General features: G+C 43.9%; 20 protein-coding genes and 1 tRNA gene. 2 read left to right on the forward strand and 19 right to left on the reverse strand.

The features are described from left to right. Window positions 1–390: 390 nt before the first annotated feature. From GKD17_RS01060 to GKD17_RS01080, 5 genes are all read right to left on the reverse strand, one after another. Window positions 391–1,746: an MFS transporter gene (locus GKD17_RS01060; RefSeq protein WP_007834725.1), complete on the reverse strand. Its 1,356-nt coding sequence runs from the start codon at window positions 1,744–1,746 to the stop codon at window positions 391–393. A 73-nt stretch (window positions 1,747–1,819) separates the two neighbouring features. Next, complete coding sequence (locus GKD17_RS01065; RefSeq protein ID WP_007834727.1) at window positions 1,820–4,498, reverse strand: 4-alpha-glucanotransferase; 2,679 nt, start codon at window positions 4,496–4,498, stop codon at window positions 1,820–1,822. 327 nt (window positions 4,499–4,825) lie between these two features. Beyond that, the gene (gene gyrB, locus GKD17_RS01070; protein ID WP_007834731.1) at window positions 4,826–6,790 is read right to left on the reverse strand and encodes a DNA topoisomerase (ATP-hydrolyzing) subunit B; all 1,965 of its coding nucleotides are present in this window, start codon (window positions 6,788–6,790) and stop codon (window positions 4,826–4,828) included. A 445-nt stretch (window positions 6,791–7,235) separates the two neighbouring features. Continuing rightward, window positions 7,236–7,490, reverse strand: coding sequence for a 30S ribosomal protein S20 (gene rpsT, locus GKD17_RS01075; RefSeq protein ID WP_005838940.1), 255 nt, complete (start codon window positions 7,488–7,490; stop codon window positions 7,236–7,238). Between the two features lie 42 nt (window positions 7,491–7,532). Then, window positions 7,533–7,604: transfer RNA gene (locus tag GKD17_RS01080), tRNA-Glu, on the reverse strand. A 243-nt stretch (window positions 7,605–7,847) separates the two neighbouring features. On the opposite strand from GKD17_RS01080, the gene recO reads away from it, so the two are divergent. After that, entirely contained in the window at window positions 7,848–8,573 is a 726-nt protein-coding gene (gene recO, locus GKD17_RS01085) for a DNA repair protein RecO (RefSeq protein ID WP_007834736.1), read from the forward strand. 580 nt (window positions 8,574–9,153) lie between these two features. On the opposite strand, the gene GKD17_RS01090 is transcribed toward recO, so the two are convergent. The 14 genes from GKD17_RS01090 to mraZ form a co-directional block, all read right to left on the reverse strand. Continuing rightward, complete coding sequence (locus GKD17_RS01090) at window positions 9,154–9,603, reverse strand: GatB/YqeY domain-containing protein (RefSeq protein WP_007834738.1); 450 nt, start codon at window positions 9,601–9,603, stop codon at window positions 9,154–9,156. A 21-nt stretch (window positions 9,604–9,624) separates the two neighbouring features. Further along, on the reverse strand, window positions 9,625–10,929 hold the full coding sequence (gene ftsZ, locus GKD17_RS01095; protein WP_007834739.1) for a cell division protein FtsZ: 1,305 nt from the start codon (window positions 10,927–10,929) through the stop codon (window positions 9,625–9,627). Window positions 10,930–10,966: 37 nt separating this feature from the next. After that, a complete protein-coding gene (ftsA, locus tag GKD17_RS01100; protein WP_007834740.1) occupies window positions 10,967–12,478 on the reverse strand; it encodes a cell division protein FtsA in 1,512 nt (503 codons plus the stop codon). A gap of 3 nt (window positions 12,479–12,481) precedes the next feature. Next, window positions 12,482–13,219: a cell division protein FtsQ/DivIB gene (locus GKD17_RS01105; RefSeq protein WP_007834741.1), complete on the reverse strand. Its 738-nt coding sequence runs from the start codon at window positions 13,217–13,219 to the stop codon at window positions 12,482–12,484. After that, window positions 13,216–14,592 carry a UDP-N-acetylmuramate--L-alanine ligase gene (gene murC / locus GKD17_RS01110; RefSeq protein WP_007834742.1) on the reverse strand — a complete coding sequence of 459 codons (1,377 nt, stop codon included), beginning with the start codon at window positions 14,590–14,592 and terminating at the stop codon, window positions 13,216–13,218. The genes GKD17_RS01105 and murC overlap by 4 nt, the downstream gene beginning before the upstream one ends. Continuing rightward, entirely contained in the window at window positions 14,582–15,712 is a 1,131-nt protein-coding gene (gene murG, locus GKD17_RS01115) for an undecaprenyldiphospho-muramoylpentapeptide beta-N-acetylglucosaminyltransferase (protein ID WP_007834743.1), read from the reverse strand. Before murG ends, murC begins: the two co-directional genes overlap by 11 nt. Window positions 15,713–15,776: 64 nt before the next feature. Then, window positions 15,777–17,174, reverse strand: coding sequence for an FtsW/RodA/SpoVE family cell cycle protein (locus GKD17_RS01120; RefSeq protein ID WP_007834744.1), 1,398 nt, complete (start codon window positions 17,172–17,174; stop codon window positions 15,777–15,779). A gap of 23 nt (window positions 17,175–17,197) precedes the next feature. After that, window positions 17,198–18,532: a UDP-N-acetylmuramoyl-L-alanine--D-glutamate ligase gene (gene murD / locus GKD17_RS01125; RefSeq protein ID WP_007834746.1), complete on the reverse strand. Its 1,335-nt coding sequence runs from the start codon at window positions 18,530–18,532 to the stop codon at window positions 17,198–17,200. A 9-nt stretch (window positions 18,533–18,541) separates the two neighbouring features. Next, window positions 18,542–19,810 carry a phospho-N-acetylmuramoyl-pentapeptide-transferase gene (mraY, locus tag GKD17_RS01130; protein WP_007834748.1) on the reverse strand — a complete coding sequence of 423 codons (1,269 nt, stop codon included), beginning with the start codon at window positions 19,808–19,810 and terminating at the stop codon, window positions 18,542–18,544. Window positions 19,811–19,822: 12 nt separating this feature from the next. After that, window positions 19,823–21,223, reverse strand: a complete 1,401-nt coding sequence (locus GKD17_RS01135) for a UDP-N-acetylmuramoyl-L-alanyl-D-glutamate--2,6-diaminopimelate ligase (RefSeq protein WP_371741509.1) — start codon at window positions 21,221–21,223, stop codon at window positions 19,823–19,825. 72 nt (window positions 21,224–21,295) lie between these two features. Then, complete coding sequence (locus tag GKD17_RS01140) at window positions 21,296–23,476, reverse strand: penicillin-binding transpeptidase domain-containing protein (protein ID WP_007834752.1); 2,181 nt, start codon at window positions 23,474–23,476, stop codon at window positions 21,296–21,298. Between the two features lie 4 nt (window positions 23,477–23,480). Further along, a complete protein-coding gene (locus tag GKD17_RS01145) occupies window positions 23,481–23,855 on the reverse strand; it encodes an FtsL-like putative cell division protein (protein ID WP_007847173.1) in 375 nt (124 codons plus the stop codon). Window positions 23,856–23,859: 4 nt separating this feature from the next. After that, on the reverse strand, window positions 23,860–24,774 hold the full coding sequence (rsmH, locus tag GKD17_RS01150; protein ID WP_007834756.1) for a 16S rRNA (cytosine(1402)-N(4))-methyltransferase RsmH: 915 nt from the start codon (window positions 24,772–24,774) through the stop codon (window positions 23,860–23,862). Continuing rightward, entirely contained in the window at window positions 24,771–25,235 is a 465-nt protein-coding gene (gene mraZ, locus GKD17_RS01155; RefSeq protein ID WP_007834758.1) for a division/cell wall cluster transcriptional repressor MraZ, read from the reverse strand. The genes rsmH and mraZ overlap by 4 nt, the downstream gene beginning before the upstream one ends. A 367-nt stretch (window positions 25,236–25,602) precedes the next feature. Between mraZ and GKD17_RS01160 the strand changes: the two genes are divergently transcribed. Further along, window positions 25,603–26,421 carry a 1-acyl-sn-glycerol-3-phosphate acyltransferase gene (locus GKD17_RS01160; RefSeq protein WP_008655575.1) on the forward strand — a complete coding sequence of 273 codons (819 nt, stop codon included), beginning with the start codon at window positions 25,603–25,605 and terminating at the stop codon, window positions 26,419–26,421. Window positions 26,422–26,432: the final 11 nt, after the last annotated feature.

A 26,432-nucleotide genomic window follows, 5' to 3' on the forward strand; every position in this document is an offset into this window, starting at 1 on the left:
ATATACTTGGGCGCAGAATGTAACTCATGTGTCAGAAATGAGTACCGCTTTGTACTTTATTATATGGCGTATGATTTTTTCTATCGGCATCCAGAATTCATGGAGAAGTTGGAATAATGCTGGACGGAATGAAGATGAATGTGTCAAAACCAAAATGACAGCTTTGAAAAGTTGCAGATAGTAATTATAACGCGTAAAAGGGTCGTATCAAACTCTGTATTGAGTAATGATACGATCCTTTCTTTAGTCTTTTAGGATGCTCAAATTTCAGATTATAAGTTCATGTTTTCAAAAACAGAGTTTTGACACCGCGGAGTGAATTTCAGTTTCGGGAAACAGAACATTGAACGGTGGTGATGGAATGAGCATATATTACTTTCGGGAAATGCTTTACCTCTCTTTGATAATACTTACACAGCCGGCACCGATAATCAGGAACACTCCAGCCAATACCAGCATGTTTACTTCCGGAGCGACACTACCCGGACTGGTAAATATCTTCAGTACGATACCTCCTAAAGAAGCTGCGACAATCTGTGGAACACAAATAGTTCCATTGAATAATCCCAGATAGGTTCCCATATGTCCTCCTGTTAATGCATTGGTCAGAATGGTAAAGGGAAGGGCCAGCATGGCTGCCCATGCGCAACCTATCAGGATGAAGGATGCAAATAAAGCATATTGATTATGGATAAAGAAAATGGAGATGAATCCAATGCCTCCCAATACCAGACTGAGTACGTAGGCAAGTTTGCGGTTCTGAATCATCGGGATGATCGTTGCCCAAATAACGGAACCGATGGCTTGGACAGCAAATAAGATCCCGACCCAATCTCCCGCTGTCTGGTATTGTGCGGATTGTGTATCCAGTACCACTCTGGAAACACCGTTTGTCATGGTTGTTATGACCGGTGTGTCGAACACATTCAAAGCAACTGTTCCATTGGTGTAAGTCCACATGAACATGAAGGCTGCCCAGCAGAAAAATTGTACCAGTCCTACTGTCCAAAAGGCTTTGGGAGCCTTGACCAGCAATTTGAACATATTTGTCTTTTCTTTTTTGCTTTCATGGGTGATGCCATGATATGCTGCATATTCTTCGGGAGGAAATTCCTTTACTTTGGCCGAAGTATAGATCACGCATAGAATCAGTATCAATGCGCCGATGTAGAAAGAATAGATGACAGAGTCGGGAATAACACCTTTGGGAGCAATATTACTGATGCCGATGGCGGCAAAAATAAACGGGAAAAGATATCCTGCCAGACTGCCGGCATTACAGAGAAAACTCTGAATGGAGTAAGCCAGTCCTTTTTGTTTTTCATTCACCATATCGCCCACCATCATCTTGAAGGGCTGCATGGCCATATTGATAGAGGTATCAAGGAACATCAGTGATATCAGACCGAATACCATAGCTGCACTGACTGTCATTCCGAAACTACCTGCATTAGGGAGCAGGCACATGACGCAAACAGCAACCAGAGCTCCTGCAAACAGATAGGGGATACGCCGTCCGAAACGCGTCCAAGTGCGGTCACTCAGTGCGCCTATGATGGGTTGGACGATGATTCCTGCCAGCGGAGGTAATATCCAAAAATAGCTTAAACTGTGTGGGTCTGCTCCCAAAGTGGAAAAGATACGGCTGATATTCGCGCTTTGCAAAGCGTAGGCTATCTGCACGCCAAAGAATCCGAAACTAATATTCCATAGTTTCCAGAAACCTAAATCGGGAATTTTTTTCATGGTATGTGTGTTATTGATTATCGTTGGGGTAGAGATTCACCACAGACGGCCCCAGGCTGTCTGTGGCGGATGTTTAGAATCTGCCGGCAGTGTCAATCATCTCTACCAGCTTTTCATTGAACTTCTTGTTCTTTATCAGTTCTTCCAAAGTGAGATGCATGCGATATCTCCAGTAATGTCTTGGATTGGCAGGTATGTTGATACGTTCCGCGTTCACATCGGGATAGCGGATTTCTTCGTCTATTGACAGCCAGTCCTGAAAGGAAAGGATACACAGCAATGAAGGACATTCCAGATGGTGGCGTACTATTTCCTCGCAAACCCATCCTGGGGCTGAAACCGGAACTTCTCCCCAGTGTCCCATTACATGGTTGTAGTAGCGGCAGGTCTGTTCATAATCTTCTTCCCACCATCCCCGCAGAGTAGACATATCATGAGTGGAAATAGTACAAACTGAGCGGTACGGATATTCCCACACGTGACCGAACTCATGTTTGGGATTCTTGGGCATACGTTGGATTTCCAGACTGAGTATTTGCAACTGATCCATTACCCAAGGCACACAGTCGGGTACCATTCCTAAATCCTCTCCGCACACCAGCATGGAAGTGGCTTGTGTCAGGATAGGCAGCTTTTTCATCGCTTCCTGATACCAGAACTGGTTATGGCGTTGGTAATAATAATGATTATACAGACGGTTGAAAGCGTCTTTCTCCTTCCAGTTGAGGCGCCCGAAGATGAAATCATTCTGAACGGCAATTCTTGGATGATACATGGATGGGTGTTTGCGGTCGGGAACAAATAATACATTGCTTATCAAGGCATATACTCCCTCGCGTATATGGATACTTTCTTCATCTTTCTTATCGGAGAAGTAAGTCTCCACTTTGCGTTGGGTATCATATTCCGGACGCATTTCATAAATGTCATCGTGAACATGCTGTACGAATGTTTCTTTTACAAAAGCAGCTTTGTCACCAAACATCTTGTTTAGCATCTCTTCGTTGATGAACGGTTTGGTCATGAAGTCCTTTTGGAACGGCAGCCCGTAACTTTGAATTTCGTCCACACTCATAGGCAATGCCGGTACAAACTGTCCCAGCAAACCATGTACCGAATGAGATGGAATTTCCCAGATACGGAAGAAACCAAGAATATGGTCTATGCGGTAAGCTGTGAAATACTCTGCCATTTTGCGGAAACGCTTCTGCCACCATTGGTAGTTGTCTTGTTCCATTACCTCCCAATTATAGGTGGGAAAGCCCCAGTTTTGTCCGTTCACGGAGAATGCGTCGGGTGGTGCGCCTGCCTGACCGTTCATGTTGAAATAATACGGCTCAATCCATGCCTCCACGCTGTTGCGGCTGATGCCGATAGGGATATCACCTTTAAAGATAATACCTTTTTCGCGGGCATAGTTTCCTGCATCAAGTAATTGGATATGTAAATGGTACTGTGTGTAGTAGTAAAAGGCGATTTCTTCATAACAAGAGCTGTCCGGTGCGCATAAGGCTGCTATTTCTTCTGCCTTGTACTCTGTATGCTCAGGCCATTGGCTGAAATCCGGAGTGCCATACAGATCTCTTAGATAGCTGAATGCAGCGTATGGCAGCAGCCAATGTTCATTCTCTTCAAAGAATCTTTTGAATTCATCCGAAGCCAGCACTTTTCTTCCGGTTTGTTGGAACATCACTTTCAAGTAGGCACGTTTGGCATTGTTCACTGCTTCATAATCTATTTGAGGAAGAGCGTTCAATTCTTGTCGGCGGGCTTCAAAAACAGCCAGCGCTTCCTTATCCTTCATCTTACCCAGCTGGTTCAAGTCAATATACATCGGGTGGAATGCATAAATGGAAATGCTGTTGTAGGGATAAGAATCCATCCAGGTATGGGTAATGGTCGTATCGTTGATAGGGAGGATTTGTACAGCTTGCTGGTGGGTCTTTGCCGCCCAGTCTATCAGTTTCTTCAAATCTCCGAAATCTCCTACTCCAAAACTTTTCTCACTACGGAGAGAAAATACAGGGATAGCCGTTCCCGCCACTTTACGGGCCGATGAAGTGAAATGAACTTCTGTTTCCGGTGTCAGGTAGATTTCTCCTTTTTTTAATTCCGGATTATTAAGCATCCGGTTGTCGTGGTTCTCCCATTCCTCTACCTGCTTGCTGTCGGCGTTGCAGGTTACGAACTTATAACTTAGCGGAAATTCCAAAGTAGAAACATTCAGTGTGATGGTCCACTCGTTAGGCTGTATTTCTTCCATCAGGACAGTCTTTTGAATATCCCAATTGCCTAAAGCCGGGCAATCCCCGCTGATAGCCAGCACTTGATGCTTATGATGCAGGCAAGGGCATAAGGCCCGGAAAGTAATGCTTCCATCGGCGCTTGCTGTGACTTTTATAGCTGCTTCAGACTGATAATCACCACTGAAGGCGGAACTGTATAAGTAAGATTCAGCCGGAAGGTCTTTCCAGAAATCATTTAATATGTAGTGGCAGTTTTTCTTTTTCCCGGGACAAAACAAATGAGCCATGGTTCCGCTTTCACGGCGGATGCACTGTCCGTCACGATATACTCCATAGCGGTAGGAAACAGGTACGCATGCAGGGAGATCCGGCATTTCAGCTTCACCTTCCCAATGTTCCCCGTTTGGAGTGCGAAGGATGATAGGTTCACTATTGTTTCCGTCCAGTATCACCCCCAGTTCTTCTCCCCAGGCTGTACGGTATTCAATTCGAAATGTGAGTTTCATGTTATTATTTGAGTTAAATGGTTTAATGTCCCAAAATTAAGACTTTCTGTCAGAATATCGTCTTTCATCCAATTAATTTATAAGAAAAATGAATGAGGTTATGTTTGTTACCGGCGGTGAACTATTACAATTTCTGCCCATTTCATCGAAAAAAAGAGTCGGTATGAGTATCTGTTTCTTCGGGCATTTAAAAGAGGAAAAATATAAATGGGGGCAGATTGATTTTCATTGATAAAAAAGCCCCGATCCAGAGAAAAGCAGGATCGGGGTTACCTCAAATTGTAAGATGTGAGGATGGATTTTGATTAAAAAATAATGAATGAAAAATTACGCGTCTATATTCGCATATGTCGCGTTTTTCTCTATGAACTCGCGGCGCGGAGCTACATCGTCTCCCATCAGCATGGAGAAGATATAATCTACGTTGGCGGCATTGTCGATTGTTACCTGTTTCAGAATACGCGTTTCAGGGTTCATTGTTGTTTCCCACAGTTGTTCGGGATTCATCTCACCCAAACCTTTGTATCGCTGTGTATGGATTCCGTTTTCTTGTCCGTCACCATATTTTTGAATGAATGCCTGGCGCGCTTCTTCGGTGTAGCAGTATTCACTGATTTTTCCTTTGCTGCATTTATACAATGGCGGATTGGCAATGTACAAATGTCCGTTTTCTATAATTTCCGGCATATAGCGGTAGAACAATGTCATGATAAGGGTGTCGATGTGAGAACCATCGACGTCGGCATCGGTCATGATCACCACTTTGTGATAACGCAGCTTGTCGATGTTCGCTTTTTTGCTGTCATCATTTCCGTCCACACCGAAACGGACACCCAAGGCGGTGATGATATTATTGACCTCATCGCTTTCAAAAGCCTTGTGCCACATCGCTTTTTCTACATTCAGGATTTTACCCCTCAAAGGTAGAATTGCTTGGAAGGCACGGCTACGTCCTTGCTTGGCAGAACCACCTGCCGAGTCACCTTCGACCAGGAATAGTTCACATTCCTCCGGATTACGGCTCGAGCAGTCGGCCAGTTTACCCGGCAGTCCGCCACCGCCCATCGGACTCTTTCTTTGAACAGATTCACGTGCCTTGCGTGCGGCGATACGCGCTGTTGCAGCCAGGATCACTTTGTCAACAATCTGTTTTGCTTCTTTCGGATGTTCTTCCAGATAATATGTAAGCGCTTCGCCTACAGCTTGGTTCACGGCACCACTCACTTCGCTGTTACCCAGCTTGGTCTTGGTTTGTCCTTCGAACTGCGGCTCGGCTACTTTCACTGAAATGACGGCAATCAAGCCTTCGCGGAAGTCTTCTCCCGAAATCTCGACTTTTGCTTTTTCCAGTGCTTTGGTATCTTCCGCATATTTCTTCAGTACACGGGTTAATGCGCTGCGGAAACCGGCCTCGTGTGTGCCGCCTTCTATTGTATTGATATTGTTTACATACGAATGCAGACTTTCACGATAGCCTGTATTGTACATGATGGCACATTCAATGGGGGTATTGTTTTTTTCGGTATTCAGATAAATGACATCATCAATCAGCGCTTCGTTGTTACGGTTCAAGAAACGTACAAACTCTTTCACTCCTTCGTCCGAATGGAATATTTCTTTCTTGAAGCTGCCATCTTCTTCTTTGATCCGGCGGTCGGTCAGTGAGATGGTGATACCTTTGTTCAAGTAGGCCAACTCACGCATACGTGCCTGCAGAATATCAAACTTATATTCGGTAACAGTGAAGATGGTATCATCCGGCCAGAAAGTCTGTTTTGTTCCGGTAATATCAGCTGTTCCTACTTCTTTTACAGAATACAAAGGATGTCCGCAGCTGTATTCTTGCTGGTAGATCTTGCCGCCGCGGAATACCTGTGTGGTCATGTGAGTAGACAAGGCATTCACACAAGAAACACCTACACCATGCAGACCACCTGAAACCTTGTAAGAACCTTTGTCGAACTTACCTCCCGCGTGCAGCACGGTCATTACTACTTCCAATGCAGATTTCTTTTCTTTTTCGTGAAAGTCTACCGGGATACCACGGCCATTATCCTGTACGGTAATGGAATTGTCTTCATTGATGGTGACTTCTATATGATCACAGTAGCCGGCCAATGCCTCGTCGATAGAGTTGTCCACAACCTCATAAACCAAGTGGTGCAATCCCTTTTCGCTGATGTCTCCGATATACATGGCGGGACGTTTACGTACAGCCTCCAAACCTTCCAATACCTGGATGTTACTGGCCGAGTAATTGTTTTCGCCGTTTATCTTTTCTTCTTCACTCATGTTTGATTCAATTATCTTAAATATTAGCTTTCAAAGATACGAAAAATTGCTGAGACAGGCAGCTTTTATGGACTAAAAAACGTAAAAAAGAGGGGATTGGACAGGTTTGGAATGAGGTCTGTCCGTGAACGCCGGGAAAAGTATGGGAGTGATGTATTTATTTCGAGGGTAAGTCTTTTGGAAATTAATGGGTCTTTTTTTCCTTCAAATCCTTCATCGACGCTTAACAGGCTTTTTATCAGTACTTTATCATGTACGATCCTCTTCTAAATCCTTCATGAATGCTTCGGATTCTTCAGACTCTGTTTTTCGCGGAGCGAGGATTTGCGCTTCTTTTAGATGTTATGTTTGCAATATGTATTGCTTGTGTTTTATGAAGCGCATAAAAGACAAAAGGCCGGATTAAAAAATCCTGCCTATTTTATCTTTTAGTTTAAGACTTTGCTTAAGCAAGTTTGCTAATGTAAGCAGCCAATTTTGACTTCAAGTTAGCAGCCTTGTTCTTGTGTATGATATTGGTCTTAGCAAGTTTGTCCAACATCTTCTGAACGCCCGGATACATTGCAACAGCTTCTGCCTTGTCAGTAGTTGCACGAAGTTTTTTAACAGTGTTACGCATTGTTTTTGCATAATATCTGTTATGAAGTCTTCTCTTCTCTTCCTGTCTGATTCTCTTTAATGATGATTTGTGATTTGCCATCTCGACTAATCTTTAATTTTGTTCTTTTATTATTTTTATTTGTAGCCCGTGGGGGAATCGAACCCCCCTTTCAAGAATGAAAATCTTGCGTCCTAACCGATAGACGAACGGGCCGAGCCTTGATTCTGCCGAGCCTTAGCTTGGCTTGCTTTCGGAGAGTGTTTTTCTCTTTTGCGGTTGCAAAGGTAGGAACTCTTTTTGAATTGACAAAACATTCGGCATATTTTTTTTATAAATACGTGCATTTTCATCTAAAAACCTTATTTTTGTATGTTCCAAAGATACATATATTTGTGTGGAAAAGCAAAAAACGTATTCCGGACAACGATTATCTAGTATATAAAAGAGAGAAAGAGTATGCTTCAAAAGACGGTGGGAATTGTACTTCATACCTTAAAATATAATGATACTTCGAATATCGTTGATATTTATACGCGCGAGAATGGCCGTGCTTCTTTTCTTGTGTCTGTTCCCCGTTCACGGAAATCGGCGGTGAAGACGGTATTGTTCCAGCCGCTTTCCATGATAGAGTTTGAAGCGGATTATCGTCCGATGTCCAATTTGTATCGTATAAAAGAAGCGAAGTCGTGGCATCCTTTCCGCACGTTGCCATACGATCCTTATAAATCTTCCATTGCCATGTTCTTGGCGGAATTTCTGTATCGTGCTTTGCGTGAAGAAGCGGAGAACGGGCCGTTGTTTGCTTATTTGGAGCATTCTATCCGGTGGCTGGACGAATGCGACAGAAGTTTCTCCAATTTTCATTTGGTTTTTCTGATGCGTTTTTCACGTTTCCTCGGTCTGTATCCTAATACGGAGGATTATAGGGAAGGATGTTTTTTTGATATGCTGAATGCCTGTTTCGTGTCTGTCCAGCCATTACATGGTGCTTTTTTGAAACCGGAGGAGGCTTCACGTATCAACCTTTTAATGCGTATGAATTATGAAACAATGCATCTTTTTACTATGAGCCGTCTGGAGCGTAACCGCTGTCTGGTTATTATGAATGATTATTATCGTTTGCATCTGCCGGATTTTCCGGTGCTGAAATCGCTGGATGTGCTGAAAGAGTTGTTCTCGTGAAATCCTTTCTTATCAGGATGTGTTCATGTTTCGCGCCTTTTTTATCTATCGTTTCACTTTAGTGATGAAGTTGTTTCACTGGAATGATGAAATCTCATCACTAGAGTGCTAAAGCTTCATCACTAAAGTGAAACGATAAATGAAGCGGGAAGCAAATGGGTATTCTTCCTGTCTTGAAAGTTAAGACGGAAAGCAGGTGCAATCTTTTGACCACGATATTGTATGACTCATCTTTGTCCTTTAGCATGATGGTCAAAGACATCGGTCCGGTGCGGGTGTTGTGGCGGCTGAAGGTGCTGACAGCGTACTGAAGGAGCTACTGTCAGCCTTATGCGTTGTATATCAGCTTTTTATTGTGGCTGAATACACTGAAGGATACTTTGAATTCCAGGGCATTGGTGAAGTGAGAATGATAAACGGAAAAAGTTTAAAATGATAAACTAGCCTTTTATTTGCTTGGGAAGCTGGATAGGGTACTGCATACGTTTGCTTCTCACTGATTTTATAAAAAACGAAACTTCTGTCCGTAAAGATGAATCGGGGCAGAAGCTTCGTTTCTTGAATATGGATTGCCGGAGTATTATCCCAGTAATTCTTTCACTTTAGCCGAGATGGCACGTCCTTCGGCTTTGCCTGCCAACTTTTTGGTGGCGACGCCCATGACTTTACCCATATCCTGAGGACCGGCGGCACTCACTTCTGCAATAATTTCTTTTAAAGCCGCTTCCAGTTCTTCGTTACTCATTTGTTTGGGCAGATAGGCTTCAAGCACTGCCACTTGGGCCAGTTCGGCTTCTGCCAAGTCGGCGCGGCCCTGACCTTGGTAAATGGCGGCTGAATCTTTCCCTTGTTTTACCAGTTTCTGCATGATTTTCAATGCAGCGTCATCCGTCAAAGTGTCGTTGGCGCCCGGTGCTGTCTTTGCTTCAAGGAAGAATTTTTTCACATTACGCAAAGTTTCCAGTTTCACTTTGTCCTTGGCTTTCATAGCCTCTTTGATATCGTTGCTGATTACGTCAAATAAATCCATAGTTCTTTTCTATTTTAGTTGTTAAAATGTGATCGTTATTCCGCCGTTTTCGGTATCGTTATTGAACGTTTCCTCTTCTTCGGCTATTGCTTTGGACTGGATACTTTCCAACACAGTTTTGGTACGTTGGAAAGTAGGGGTTGTTTCCACCATACTGATAATATCATCATTGTCCAGATCCTCCAGACTGAAGATGTAAATGTTGTGGCGTTTCTTCTTGTTGCTGTTCTTGAAGGTGTCTTTGCCGTAGTAATCTCCACGACGTTCATCTTTGCGCTGTTCCTCTTCCTCCAGCTCTTCCAGTTTCTTTTGTTCCTCGATGGTGCGTTTGTTCATCATGTTGTCCATGCCCGGTACATCCTTGATGCCGAAACCGGTGGCAAGTACGGTGAACTTCACCTGCTCTTCCAGCGACTCGTCAATATAGAGCCCCCATTTGGTTTCCACGTCTTTACCGAATTTGCTCATGAAGTCATGAACCTCATTCATTTCTTCCATCATCAACTCGCTCTTGGTGCTGAAAGAGATGTTGAACAGGATCTTCTTCGAGTTGAAGATATCGTTGTTGTTCAGCAACGGGGAATGGAGCGCATCATTGATAGCCTGGCTCACACGGCTTTCCCCTTTGCCGTATCCCGTACTCATAATGGCTACACCACCGTCTTTTAATACCGTTTTCACATCATTGAAGTCCAGGTTGATGGTACCGCGGATGGTGATAATCTCGGCAATACTCTTGGCTGCGATAGATAAAGTGTCATCCGCTTTGCCGAAAGCGTTCATCACGCTGAAGTCCGAATAAATATCACGCAGACGTTCATTGTTAATCACCAGCAGGGCATCTACATGCTGGCTCATTTTCTCCACGCCGTCCAGTGCCTGGTCAATCTTCCGGTTTCCTTCAAAAAGGAACGGAATGGTGACAATACCTACGGTGAGGATATCCATATCTTTGGCTGTCTTGGCAATGATCGGAGCCGCACCGGTTCCGGTACCTCCTCCCATTCCGGCAGTGATAAATACCATTTTACAGCCGTCGTTCAACATTCCTTTTACATCTTCTATGCTTTCTTCGGCTGCTTCACGTGCACGCTCCGGGCGGTTTCCGGCCCCTAATCCTTCTTTTCCCAGTTGCAACTTCACGGGAACGGGGGATTCGGCCAACGCCTGGTTATCTGTGTTGCACACAACAAATGTTACATCGTGTATACCTTCTTTATACATGTGATTTACGGCATTGCCGCCGCCACCTCCCACACCGATTACTTTAATGATAGTCGGGTTTTCTGCCGGGAAATCGAATGGCATTATAGTTTCATCAGACATAATCTTCTATATTATATTAAGGTGATGTAATTCGTTATTATTCTTCCAGAATCTTTCCAAACAAGTCGGTCAGCCGTTTGATCGGACTGTTGGCTTCTTTCAAACTCTTGATTTCTTTTTCCAGGTCGCGTATTTGGTTCAAAGCTTCTGCTACTCCCAAATCGCGTGCTTTGGCCAGTTGCGACAGGGCATTTTTGTATTTGCCTGCCTCTTTCAGTTCTTTTGCGTTTCTTATCAGGTTCTCGCAAGTGGCTTTTCGCAGCTTCTCCTCTTCCTCTGCTTTCTTGGCTGCCGCTGCTGCTCTGGCTGCTTCTTCTTTCTCTCTTTTCCTTTTGTCTTCCACATTCTCGCCGCTTTCATCGAAGAGAGGTACTTGTACGGGTTTCATAGGACGTTCCGGACGGTAACAGTTTTCTTTTCCAGCTCCTAGTAAAGCGATGATCGTATTGCATGTACCATCTTTTTTCAGTTCCACCATACCGCCTTTCAGACTTAGCTGACTTTCTTTGGCCATTCTAACCTTTTCTATTTTGGTACGGTTACTGAATGCTTCCTCCATATTCTTTAGATTGGCGGCACCACCGGTAATGATAGCTCCTGCCAGCAGTTTGTCTTCATATCCCGAAAGAACAATCTGGTTCCATACATTGGCCAGTATCTCATTGATACGTGCTTCTACGATGTCTTCCAGTAAGTGTGACTCAATACTGCATTTCCCGTCCAGCGAGTAGGTAGGGTTGTCATCTCCGTCCTCCGACTTGTCGGCATAAGCATTGCCGTATTTCTTTTTCAATTCTTCGGCATCTTCCTCTTCAATTTGCTGGCTGCAAATATCTTTGGTGATGTTGCTGCCTCCCAATGGGATGACTGCCAAATGGCGGAGTATGTTGTTTTTGTAAACAGATACAGTAGTCGTATCTGCGCCAAAGTCGATGAACATGCAGCCCGAGCGTTTTTCACTGTTGGTCAGTACGGCATTGGCCAGGGCCAACGGTGAGATGATGTAGTCGGCTATTTCGATTCCTGCCTGTTTGAAACATTTGTCAATGTTCTGCTTCACGCTGCTGCGGGCGATGATATTAAGGAAACGCCCTTCTATATGATCGCTGGGAACTCCTACAGGATCGGCCAGCAGGTTGATGCCCACTTTATATTCCTGAGGTGCTACTTCCAGTATTTCCTGGTCTATGATGGGGACTTCGCGGTTGCTGTCCATAATGGAGTCAATCAGTTCCTGTGAAATCTTGGTTTCTTCTTCCAGATGACGTACCTCCGTATTACGGATGGTGCGTAGAGATTGTCCTCCGATGCCTACATAGACCTTTCCGATAGAAGCCTTTAATGTCGATTCCAGTTTCTTGATAATCGAAGTAAGGCTTTGTGCGGTTTTATCCAGATTGTAAATCACTCCCTTACGGATAAAATCCGAAGAGTTTTCGCTGGCGAGGGCCAGCACTTGTATGCTTCCGTCCGCATGTTTCTTTCCTGCAATACCTGTGATCTTGGAGGATCCCAGTTCTATCGCTACTATAAAATCTGTTGCTGCCATATCTTACTTCTCTTTTTTAGTACAAATAATCTGATTATTAAATTCCAGACTGATGCGGCTGTACTTGTTCCAGCCTACTTGGTTCAGTCCTTTCTCATAAAAAGTTTTTAGTTTCTCGAACTTTTCCTCATAATTCCCGGGCTTGCCTAAGAATATGATATGTTCACCAACTCGTGGAACCAGTTCCAGTTCTTTGGCCTGTGTCACATTGATCTGCTCTATCTGGGCATCCCATAGCGGATGGGCTTGTAGAAAGGCTCCTAACGTATATAGTTCCTTGACGGCAAAATCACGATCCACGTATCCTGTAACAACAGCTACGTGTGCCGAACTGTTGGGTATCGGCATAATTTTTCCTTTATTGTCAATATAATAGTTGTCTCCATTGTTTGCCATCACTCTGAGGATGGGGAGGCGCTGTGTCACTTCGATACCTATTTTGCATCCCGGTGTACGGTAACATTCCACATTTTCAATCAAGGGATGTTGGCTGAGTTCTTCTTCCAGCAGGCGGGTGTTGATGTCGCCCATCTTCTTGCCCACGGGGGAGAGTTTCTTACCGTTCAGTAAGCGGAGTACTTCTTTCTGGCTGATGAAGCCATGGTCTATACTGTCCTTGATAATCAATTCCATACCCTTGCAAACCTGATCGGCAGGCTTGGTGTTGAAAGCGGTAACGGCTACAATAAGGTAGGCGGTTATTAGCAACAGAAACAGGAGTATGAGAATTTTCTTTATCATCTTTTATTCAGTAATCCGCAGATTTGGGGTACATAGTTATCTATGTCGCCCGCACCCAGGGTGATTAATACTTCTATATCTTTCTTGCTCAGTACGTCTAGAATTTCTTCTTTCTTGCACATGCTCTTCTCGATGCCCGGACGCAGATGGTCGTAAATCAGTTTGCTGGTGACGCCGGGGATGGGTTGCTCGCGTGCCGGATAGATATCTACCAGGATGACTTCGTCCAACAAGGAAAGGCTGTCGGCAAAATCTTTGTAGAAATCACGGGTACGTGTGTAGAGGTGTGGCTGGAAAATAGCCGTCAGCTTCTTGTCCCGGTAGAGGGCACGCATGGAGAGTATGCTTTGCTTTATCTCGGAAGGATGGTGCGCATAGTCGCTCAGGAAAACTACCTTGTCGTTCTTTATCTTGAAATCGAAACGACGGTCTACTCCGCGGAAACTTGCCATACCTCTCTTTATTTCTTCATCGGTCAATCCGCTCATCTGCGCTAAAGCCATGGCAGCTACTCCATTCTCTATGTTGATGCTGACGGGGACACCTAACTGTATATTGGGGATATTTCCCAGTGGTGATACATAATCAAAGAAAATCTCACCGTTTCCAATATGGATATTCTCTGCATGAAAGTCACCCTCTTCTTTAGAATAGGTGTACAGCTTCACGCCATTCTGCAAGGCCGGTTGCAGTTCGATGCCTTTGCGTACAATCAATGCACCTCCCGGCTGGATGAGTGAGGTGTATTTGCGGAAGCTTTCCAGATAAGCCTCTTTGGTTCCGTAGATATCCAGGTGATCGGGATCTGTTGCGGTAATCACCGATATGTAGGGAGAGAGCCAATGGAAAGAACGGTCGAACTCATCGGCTTCAATAACCATGTATTCACTACTGTCAGACAACAGCAGGTTGGTGCCGTAATTCTTTGAGATGCCTCCCAAAAAGGCGTTGCATCCTACATGGGATTGGTGTAACAGATGGGCTGTCATGGTGGAAGTGGTGGTCTTACCGTGAGTGCCGGCTACACAAAGTCCTTTTCCTGCATGGGTAAGCATTCCCAATACCTGCGAACGTTTATGTATCTCGAAACCGTTTTCCCGGAAATAGGTAAACTCTTTATGTGTGTCGGGGACAGCTGGAGTATAGACAACTAATGTAGTTGCCGGGTTGCGGAATGCATCCGTTATCAGTCCCGTGTTTTCTTCGTAATGGATGGCTGCTCCTTCTTCTATCAGCTTTTCTGTCAGTTCACTGGGCGTACGGTCATATCCGCCTACCTTCTTGCCTTTTGACAGGAAGTAGCGTACCAATGCGCTCATGCCGATGCCTCCGGCGCCGATGAAATAAACTGATTTTAATGTGTTAACGTCCATTTTCTTTTCTGTATTTATCAGCCAGTTTGAATACCTCCCGGGCAATAACGTTGGCTGAGTCGGTAAAGGCTAATTTAGCAATATTTGTACTTAAACTTTTCAGTGTTTCCGGCTGTTTCACGGTTTCAACTGCTTTGTCCAGCAGAGCTTCTTTGGCAGCGGCGTCCTTGATATAGAGCGCTGCGTTTTTATTGACCAGCGCCAGTGCGTTCTTGGTCTGATGATCTTCGGCCACATTAGGCGACGGAACCAGAATGACGGGTTTCTGCAACAAACAGAACTCAGAGATAGAACCTGCACCTGCACGGCTGATTATTAAATCGGCAGCACTGTATGCGGCGGCCATATCACTGATAAAATCGGTTACATGGAGCATTGGTAACTCACCGGCTTGGGCTACTGCGGCGCGTGCTTCGTCGATATATATTTTTCCGGTTTGCCAGATAAACTGCGCGCCGGATGTTTTAATCTTGTCCAAACCTTCCATCACGCAGTTGTTGATGGTGCGTGCTCCCAAGCTTCCTCCTACAATCAGGATTGTTTTCTTGGATGGGTCCAGCCCGAAAGAGCGGATAGCATCTTCACGGCTGATGTGATGGTTGCGCAGTCCTTGGCGGACGGGGTTGCCGGTCAGGATAATCTTGTCTTTTTCAAAGAAACGTTCCATGCCGTCGTATGCCACACATATTTTGCGGGCTTTCTTTGCCAATAGTTTGTTGGTTACTCCGGCATAAGAGTTCTGCTCTTGTATCAGTGTCGGAATACCCATCATCCCGGCCATTTTCAAAGTGGGACCGCTGGCATATCCGCCTACACCTACTGCTGCATGTGGCTTGAAGTCCTTGATGATTTTACGTGCCAATAGCTGACTTTTGACCAATTTAAAAAGAACCGAAATATTTTTTAATAAGTTCTTACGGTCGAATCCGGCAACAGGTAATCCTTTTATAGGGTATCCGGCAGCAGGAACGCGTTGCATCTCCATTCTGCCTTCAGCACCTACGAACAGAATTTCCGCTTCGGGATGTTGTTCCTTGATGGCGTTGGCAATAGAGACTGCGGGGAAAATGTGTCCCCCGGTTCCTCCTCCGCTGATGATGATTCTTAAATTTTCTTCCATAATTCCTTTTTAGTCGAATTATTCGCAAAAGTATAAATAATACTTTTAAAATGAATGGTTTATATTATATTTCTTCTTCCGGCTCCCGCTTCCCGGCCGCATTCAGTAATGCCTTCAAGTCATCGGACAGCGAGTTTTCCTCCGACGGGAGGGAAGTGGCGGCTGTGTCACCTGACGGAAGTGTAGTAATGGCTTCCTGCATGGCGGCTACTATTTCCTGGCGCCGTTCGGCCTTGGCTGCCAGTTCGGCTTCTTCCAACGCCTGTTGCTCGGCAGCTTTCTTCTCTTCTTGCTCAGCTACGTAGCGGCTGACACTTAATATCATACCGATGTAGGCGCAGTTGATGAGTGTAGAGGTTCCTCCTTTGCTGATAAGCGGCAGGGGTTGTCCGGTGACGGGGAACAGACCTACGGCCACCATCATGTTAAGCATCGCCTGAGATACCAGTAGCAGGGCGATGCCCATCACCAGAAAGGCAGGAAAACTTTTTTCACTTCTTCGGGCTATTTTACCCGCCCGCATCAACAGCCAGATGTAGAGGATCACTACAAAGGCGCCTCCCAGTAATCCTAATTCTTCTATGACGATGGCGAAGATGAAGTCTGAGAACGCTTGTGACAGGAAATCCCGTTGTACACTGTTACCCGGCATCTTTCCTATGATATTGCTGGAGGCTATAGCAATATTGGCGTGTGCTATCTGGGCATCCTTGTCTATATCATATTTGGCAGCAGGAACGGCTTCTTTATCCTCGAAGAAACCTTTAATGCGGTTCTGCCAGGTTTCTACACGGTGCATCATGGGAACTTTGTTCAGTTTATGTGTAGGCATAACCATCACTATGCCTACGAAAAGTATCACCACGACTCCGACAGTTCCCATTAACTTGGCCAACTGTTTCCAAGGTACCCGGCCGATCACCATCATTAAAAAGACTACTCCGAACAGCAATGCTGCGGTAGAACCGTTTTCGGGAGCAATCAGAATGAAAACAACTCCGGTGATCCACATTATATATTTGAATGCTTTCGGATTGGCGTTGTCTTCTTCCTGAAACTTGGATAGAATAAAGGCGGTGACAATAATCACAGCCATTTTTGCCAGTTCGGAAGGCTGGAACTGGATGCCGAAAAAGGTCATCCAACGGGCTGCGCCATTGACACGGTCTCCGGTAATCAATCCCATACCCATTACAAATATCAGCAAAACAGCTGATATAGGCAGCAGGAAGAAGGGAAGTACACGGAAATATTTGCAGGGGATGTTATGTACCAGCACCACAATGCACACACCTACCATCAGGATGACACTGTGCTGGGTGATAGGCCCCCAATGATCCCCACTTTTGTAGGTAAGTGTGCTGGCGGCACTAAATACCTCGACGATAGAGATCAGGCAAAGAAACAGGAAAATAATCCAGATTACTTTGTCGCCCTTGAACAAGTCTTTTATCAGATCCATTATCTATATACCTTAATATTATATTACAGGTTTCTTACACATTCCTTGAACTGCTCGCCACGGTCTTCGTAACTTTTAAAAAGGTCGAAGCTGGCGCAGCAAGGACTTAATAATACGGTTTCACCTTTCTTGGCCATCCGGTAAGCAGCATCTACGGCATCCTTCATGCTTTGTACATCGGCTACAGGCAGGCCGAACTTGTCAAAGAAAGCATGCAATTTCTCATTGTGTAATCCCATGTAGATCAATCCGGTACATTTTTCTTTTACCAAGTCGGCAATTTCGTTATAATCGTTGCCTTTGTCTTTTCCACCTAATATCAGGATGGTTTTGGTTTTCATGCTTTGCAAAGCATACCAGCAGGAATTCACATTGGTAGCTTTGGAGTCATTGATGTAATCTACTCCTCTTACCCGGCAGACTTTTTCAAGGCGGTGTTCCACTCCCTTGAAATCACCCAAGGCCTCGCGGATGCATTCTTTGCGGATACCCGCCAGGTTGGCAGAGATACCGGCCGCCATGGAGTTAAAGAGATTATGGGTTCCGGTCAGTGCCAGTTCTTCCTGTTCCATGTTGAAAGCGATTGGTTCTGTAAAATAAACTTTGTCCTGTTCCACGTATGCGGCGGTTCCTTCTTCTTTCCTTTCGGCAAAAGGGTAGTAATGGCCATGAATGCCATATTTATGTAATTCACGCTGGATGACGGGGTCATCGTTCCAGAAGATGAAGGCATCGTCCGGAGTCTGGTTCTGGATAATGCGGAATTTTGCATCCACATAGTTTTGCATCTGGTGATCGTAACGGTCCAGATGATCCGGCGTGATGTTCATCAATACGGCAATGTTGGCATGGAACTTGTACATGTTGTCTAATTGGAAGCTGCTTAACTCGATTACATAATAATCATAGTTGTATTCTGCTACCTGATATGCCAGACTTTGACCGATATTTCCGGCTAGTCCCACATTCATACCTGCTTTCTTGAAGATATGATAAATCAGCGAAGTCGTTGTTGTTTTTCCATTACTTCCTGTAATGCAAATCATTTTGGCATTGGTATAACGTCCCGCAAATTCTATTTCGGAGATGATAGGGGTACCTTGTGCCTTTAATTTAAGAATCATCGGGGCATCATTCGGAATACCCGGACTTTTGATCACTTCATCCGCATTCAGAATGAGAGATTCGGTATGTTTGCCTTCTTCCCATTCGATGCCTCGCTCGTTCAGCATGTTTTTGTATGAGTCCTTAATCGTGGACATGTCTGAAACGAAGGTGTCGAAACCTTGTTTCTTTGCCAGAACGGCTGCTCCCGCACCGCTTTCTCCAGCTCCTAGTATGACAATTCTTTTAGCCATAATCTTCGTTTATCTTATCTTTAATGTAATAATCGTAATTGCAGCGAGTACGATGGTGACAATCCAAAAGCGTACCGTGATTTTTGATTCATGGAATACGCTGTTGGGTTTCATGAACAGATAACTGCAATTGGGGTCTAACTGTGCTAATGTAGTACGGAAATGGTCGTGGATAGGTGCACGTTTGAATACGCGTTGCAAATGCCCTTTCTTTTTTCCGCTTTTGAAATATCTCACCTGTAGAATAACCGAAAGGTTTTCTACCAAGAAGATTCCACAGAGAATAGGTATAAGCAACTCTTTATGAATGATGATTGCAAATACCGCTATGATACCACCAATGGTCAAGCTGCCGGTATCGCCCATAAATACTTGGGCGGGAAAAGCATTGTACCAAAGGAAACCGATCAGCGCGCCGATAAAGGCGCAGATAAAGATTACCAGTTCTTCACTGCCGGGAATATACATGATATTAAGGTATCCTGCATATTCGATGTGGCTGGATACGTATGCCAATATGCCTAAGGTAAGACCGATGATAGCAGAATTTCCGGCTGCCATCCCGTCCATCCCGTCATTCAGGTTGGCGCCGTTAGATACGGCAGTAACTACGAAAATGGTAACTAATACGAAAATAATCCAACCTACAGTTTGGGCATTATCTCCCAGGAAGCCTACGAAATCAGCATAATCCAAATTATTATTCTTGAAGAAAGGAATCGTAGTTTTAGTGGATTTCTGATCTTGTTCTTTGTGCACCACTTCTACAATTTCTCCCCCTCTTTGTATTTCTACGTTCTCACGGATAACAACGCTCGGACTTAAATATAAGGTGAGTCCCACAATGAGTCCTAAACCTACTTGGCCGATGATCTTGAATTTGCCGTGCAACCCTTCTTTGTCTTTACGGAAAACCTTGATATAGTCATCCAAAAAGCCTAATGTGCCTAGCCAAATGGTGGTAATTAACATTAATATCATGTAAATATTATGCAGTTTCCCCAATAAAAGGCAAGGTATGAGAATTGCGACAATAATAATTATACCTCCCATCGTCGGCACACCAACTTTTTTCACATTAAAAGGGTCTATAGATGCGTCACGTTGGGTTTCGGTTATTTGTTTACGTTTGAGCAGGTTGATGAAATATTCACCGAAGATAGCCGAGATCAACAATGATAAAATGATTGCCATCAATGAACGGAATGAAACGTAACCGAACATACCGGCTCCGGGAAAATCAAACTTTTCTAAATATTGAAATAAATAATATAACATCTTTTGGTTGGTTTATTCATTAGCAAAAATATCTCTTAATACTTCTTTATCGTCGAAATGGTGCTTTATACCTTTGATTTCCTGATAATTCTCGTGTCCTTTCCCGGCAACTAAAATGACATCTTTAGCTTGGGCTAGCATACAAGCTGTACGGATTGCTTCTTTACGGTCGGCTATGCTTATCACTTTACGCATATCCTCTTTAGTCAGTCCTGCCAGCATATCATTGATGATTTCCTGCGGCTCTTCAAAACGGGGATTGTCAGAGGTGATAATGACCTTATCGCTTTGCTTTACCGCTTCTTGTGCCATCAAGGGGCGTTTGCCTTTATCGCGGTTGCCGCCGGCGCCTACTACCGTAATTACATTACCTTTGCCATTCAGAACCTCGTGAATGGCATTCAGCACATTTTCCAAGGCATCCGGAGTATGGGCATAGTCCACAATGGCGGTGTATCCCTTGGGTGAGCGCAGTGAGTCAAAACGCCCGGCAACGGGGCGAAGAGTACTCAATGCCAGCAGTACCTCTTCTGTTTTTTTCCCAAGCAGGCAGGCTGTTCCATAGACTGCCAGCAGATTGGAAGCATTGAAGCGTCCGATGAACTGTACATTGACTTCCACATTATTTATATCAAGCAGCATTCCTTCGAATCCATCTTCCAGCACTTTTCCTTTAAAATCACTCAAACTGCGCAGCGAATAGGTGTGTACCTTTGCTTTGGTATTTTGAGTCATGACCAATCCGTTTTTGTCATCCAGATTGGTTAAGGCAAAGGCTGTTTTAGGCAGACTGTCAAAGAATGCTTTTTTGGCTTTCAGATAGTTCTCTACAGTTTTATGGTAGTCCAGATGGTCACGGGTAAGGTTGGTAAATATACCGCCTGCAAATTTTAAACCACCAATCCGTTTTTGTGCGACTGAATGTGAGCTTACTTCCATAAAGGCATATTTGCATCCTTCATCTGCCATGCGTCCCAGCAGTTTGTTTAGTGTAATAGGGTCAGGGGTGGTATGGTCAGTTGGAATGGCTTCCTCATCTATATAATTGCATACAGTGGAAATGAGTCCTGTTTTATATCCGAATTTACGGAACATATTATATAATAAGGTAGCAATAGTAGTTTTTCCGTTGGTGCCTGTAACACCGACCAGTTCCAATTTCGAGGTGGGGTCACCGTAAAACGTAGTTGCTAGTTTCCCGACAACGTCTTCCGTGTCGTTCACTTTTATGTAGGTAACATTTTCAATTAATGTCTCAGGAAGGTTTTCACATACCACTGTACGGGCTCCTTTTTCTATTGCTTTTTGAATATAAGTATGTCCGTCAGTCTGCGTCCCTTTTACAGCAATGAAAATATGACCAGGCTCTATCAGGCGCGAGTCCATGTTTATTCCCGAAATCTCTTGGGCCATATCACCTATGATTTCATTGACTGTTATTCCTTTAATAATCTTTTCCAGTTTCATATTCTTCCTGTTACACTGTTAATTTAATCGTAATTGTATGGTCTGTCCTTTGCGCAAAGTGTTGCCGGCCGGGATACTTTGTGACTTCACTTTACCGATGCCGGTAATGCGGGCTTTCAATCCCATGCTTTCAAGTAGATAGACAGCATCCTTTGCGCCCATACCAATAACACTTGGTACAAGTTTATTGTTAATGTCTTTTTTGTTGAATAATACATTGTCCGGATTACTAGTCACATTTCCCCATACCGGTTTGCCTTCGGTTGATTGTTCCGAAACTCCGGATGAATTTACATTTATCCGGTTCAGTACATAATGCGCCGCACTTATATCCCCGTTTTTCACATCCGGAATAAGGATAGAAGTTGAGTCTTTTGCTTCTTTCAAATCTTGTGCCAGATGTTTGGCAAATACGCGTTCGGCAATTTTACTGAACACGCTGCCGGCCATCAAACCACCCGAGGCGGGGAGTCCAGGTTTCTGGATGGCTACAATGCAACTGTATTTAGGCGCTTCTGAAGGAAAATATCCACAGAAACTTACCAAATAACGGCGTGTGCCATTAGTGTATCCGGCTTTCCCTTGTGAAACCTGTGCAGTACCGGTTTTCCCGGATACATGGAATTGCTTGGATCCTGCTTTCTTTCCCAGCCCTTCGCTGACAACTTTTTCCAAAATTGTTTGTATCTCGCTGATAGCCTTGGGGGAAGCGATGGCCGGGTTGAGTATTTCAGGAGCAATATCTTCCACCACCTGCCCGTCTTTGACTATTGATTTCACAAAACGAGGCTTGACCATTACTCCGTTATTGGCTATAGCATTATAAAATGCCAGTGTATTGATGGGGGGAATTTGGGTTTCATAGCCAATAGACATCCATGCCAGTGCAGTACGTGACCAATTGCTCAAGTCTTTGTTGGGGATGCGGATGTTCGGCTTGCCGGCACCGGGAATATCGAGATCTAACGGAGTGGCAATGCCTACTCGATGCAGTCCGCGTACAAACTTTTCCGGATTATCATGATAATGATCATCGATCAACCGTGATACACCGATGTTTGAGGACACCATCAATGATTTTGTTGTGTTGATAGTGCCGTAGCCTCCACGATGCCAGTTGTGGTCTTTCATATAGCGACCGTGCATCATATAGACTCCGTTACCGGTTTCTACCACCGTTTCCGGAGTGATGACTCCGTCGTCCAGTGCTACCAGTATGGATGCGGTTTTGAAAGTAGAGCCTGGCTCCATCATGTCTGAGATGGCGTTATTGCGTATTTCTCTGTAAATGCCGTCATTACATTTGGTCATGTTGACGATAGCTTTGATGTCTCCCGTCTGCACTTCCATCAGAATAGCGACGCCTACAGTGGCGTTGATTTCTTTCAATTCATCTACCAATGCTTTTTCTGCGATGTCTTGCATACCTACATCAATGGTTGTAATGATATCACAGCCATCTACAGGAGGGATGTCTACAATGTTCAGGTATTTGTTCATTACCTTTTGACGATGAGTGATACCGTTTCTGCCTTTTAATATGGAATCGTATGAAAGTTCCAGCCCGTTCTTTGCACCTTGTTCTATATCAGGAAACATATCTCCCAATGTACGCATAGCTAGTGAGCCGAAAGGCTTTTTCCGCTGATTGAATGCCTGTTCATGGAATCCGCCTTTGTATTTGTTCAGATTAAATACGGGCAGACGTTTTGCTTCTTTATATTGTATATAAGAAATGCGTTTGGGGTAGAGTAGCCAACTGCGGCTCTCTTTTTTTCTTCCGTTTTTGATGTGCTGCTTGAAAAAGGCGGCACTTTTATCAGGGAATATTTCATGTAATCCTTTGCAGATTGTGTCAAGATTTGCATAAAGAACTGAGTCTTTGATATGTTGTAGCTTCAGCCGTGTCTTTTCCTCTTCTTCGGTTTCGCCCTTCCTCTTATTTATCATGAAGTCCATGTAAATCTTATATTCGGGAAGGCTGCTTGCCATCAGCTGGCCGTCGGATGAGATGATGTTGCCACGGGTAGGACGTACGGTGACGTTTTCTTTTACAAAACGGTCGGCTACGTCTTTCCAGTATTGACGCTCGGCAAACATGATGACACCGGCTTTGCAGATAATGGCAATGCCTATCAACACCATGACCAGGATGATGAAGGAGAAGCGGAGCATTATGTTTTTTTGGTTGGGCATCATGGGCTTAGTCTTTCTTTATTAAATAAGGACGGTTGGTAGCCGTTTGTAAGGGGCTGTCTTCCGTCGAAATATATTCTTCAATACGTGATTGGCGGCTCTTTTCCATCAGTTCGGAAGAACGTGTCAATGCATCGTATTTGATATCGATCAAATCTTTTTTCAACTTATCAATTTCAATGAGTTCCTGTTGACTGCTATAACGGTTGTCTATGTATAGTACAGTCAGGATCATGATGAGAATCAGCAAACGGGTTTGTCTTTTGAAGAAGTCGTTTGCAAGGATATCTCCTCCCAATATGCTGCGGATAGACATGTGCTTGGGCGAAGCAGATTGTCCGTCTTTAGGTTGTTGTGCATTTTGTTTCAGTTCTTCTTCCATCTCGTTATCTCTTTTCTGCAATTCTCAACTTGGCGCTTCGGGAGCGCGGATTGCATGTCACTTCTTCGTTGCCGGCAACAATAACTTTGCTGTTGACTAATTTGAAAGGTGTCTGTACATTACCAAAGAAATCCTGTTCGGCCTTGCCTTCTATGTTTCCGGTTTTCATGATATTTTTTACCATGCGGTCCTCTAAGGAATGATAGGTGATTACTACCAGTCTGCCTCCCGGTTTCAGTGCTTTGGCTGCTGCATAAAGCATTTCTTTCAATGCTTCCATTTCCTGATTTACCTCTATACGTAAAGCTTGGAACACCTTTGCGAGTTCTTTTTTTTCACGTTCCCGCCCAAAAAGCGGTTTGATGACTTCAAGAAAATCACCGATGGTGATAATTTGTTTTACCCCTCGTGCTTTAACGATGGTTGATGCCAGTTTGTGGCTGTTCTTTAATTCACCATATAAATAGAAAATATTAGCCAAACGTTCTTCGTCATAGGTATTCACCACATCTGCTGCTGTCATGCCTGCACGTTTGTTCATCCGCATGTCCAATTTGCCCTCGAAACGGAATGAGAATCCGCGTTCGGAGTCGTCAAAGTGATGTGAGGAAACTCCTAGATCGGCCAAAATGGCATCTACCTCTTCCACGTCATAATAACGCAGAAAGTTGGAAAGGTAGCGGAAGTTACTACGCACAAAAGTGAAGCGGCTGTCGCTTACAATATTTTTCTCGGCATCTTCATCTTGGTCAAAACTATATAGATGCGCGGTGCTATCCAGCCGGCTTAGAATTTCCTTGGAATGTCCTCCGCCACCGAAAGTGGCGTCTACATAAATACCTCCGGGTTGAATGTTCATTCCGTCTACGCTCTCGTTTAATAATACCGGTATATGATATATCTGTTTTGCTTCACTCATTCTATTTCTACGTTGTTATTAGTTCCCATAATTTCTTCCAATTCTTTTCCAAAGTCCTCCGGCGTGATGAAGGGTTTGTCTGCTAGTTCTTTAGACCAGATTTCTATAGTGTCGTCCAATCCGATAAAGCGTACATCTTGCTGTATTTTAGCTAATTTCAAATATCGTTTTGGAATCAGAAAGCGCCCGTTTCCATCCAATGTGATAACTTCTACATCCGAAACGAACTGACGGAAAATCATTTGGTGTTTGGAATTCCAACGATTGAGCTTACAACGTAGTTCATTCATTTGTTCGTTCCACACATTTTCGGGGTAAAGAACCAGACAGTCTTGGTAGGTGTCTTTGCGTAAAATCAAGCATTCTTGGGAGGCAGCTTGTAACTGCTTCCTAAATACGGCAGGCAGGAACACTCTGCCTTTTGCGTCCGTCTTTGCTTCAGAATTCCCAAGAAATCGCATATCTACACCTTATTATATTGTTCAAGGTGTAAAATTACACAATTCCCCACAATTCCCCACAATATTTTAAGAAAATATTTCGAGAAGTTTTCAACAGGCTGTTAATGTAGCTAGTAGCTTGGTAAACAGTACGTTTAAATTTAATGATTTTATGATAAAAAATAATGGAAAGAGTTGGCTGTCGGAGGTTGAAAAACGAAACCAAACTATTGCACATTCGTTTTTATTTTGCGCAAAAATGAAAGAATTTGTATAGTTTCATATACAAAAACTCTTAATTTCTTTAGAGATTAAGAGTTTTTTCTGTCATAAATTGCCAATATAAAAAAAGATAAGTTACTTTTGCATGGAAAAGAACGTTTGCAAAATGACTGACGACTCTATATTTTTAATCGACATAGAAAAGATATTGAAAACGAAAGCCGGGAAAAAATATAAATATATTCCCCGTTTTGTCGTTTCGTACCTGAAGCGTATTGTGCATCAGGATGAACTGAATGTCTTTTTAAAAGACTCCAAAAATAAAGTCGGAGTTGACTTTCTGGAAGCTTGTATGGAGTTCCTAGATGCAAAAGTGGAGATAAAAGGTTTGGAAAACTTGCCTGAAAACGGTAAATGTACTTTTGTTAGCAATCACCCGCTGGGAGGACAGGATGGAGTTGCTTTGGGGTATATATTGGGAAAACATTACAATGGTAATGTACGCTATTTGGTCAATGATTTGTTGATGAATTTGCATGGTTTGGCTCCTTTGTGTATTCCTATCAATAAAACAGGCTCGCAATCCAGGGATTTCCCAAAGATGGTAGAGGCAGGGTTTGCCTCGGATAATCATATCATTATGTTTCCTGCGGGGTTATGTTCCCGTAGACAGGGTGGGGAAATCAAGGATTTGGAATGGAAAAAGACATTTGTCACTAAAAGTATTGAAACGCATCGTGATGTGGTACCTTTGCACTTTGAGGGCCGGAATTCAGACTTTTTCTATAATTTGGCAAATATATGTAAGGCCCTTGGCATTAAGTTTAATATTGCTATGCTTTACTTGGCAGATGAAATGTTGAAAAATCGTCATAAAACCTTTACCTTGACCATTGGAAAACCCATTCCTTGGCAAACTTTCGACAAGACAAAGACCCCGGCTCAGTGGGCGCAGTTTGTAAAAGATGTAGTCTACAAGCTATAATGGACAAAAGA

It is taken from the genome of Phocaeicola dorei, from assembly GCF_013009555.1.
In the GTDB taxonomy this organism is placed as follows: Bacteria; Bacteroidota; Bacteroidia; order Bacteroidales; family Bacteroidaceae; genus Phocaeicola; species Phocaeicola dorei.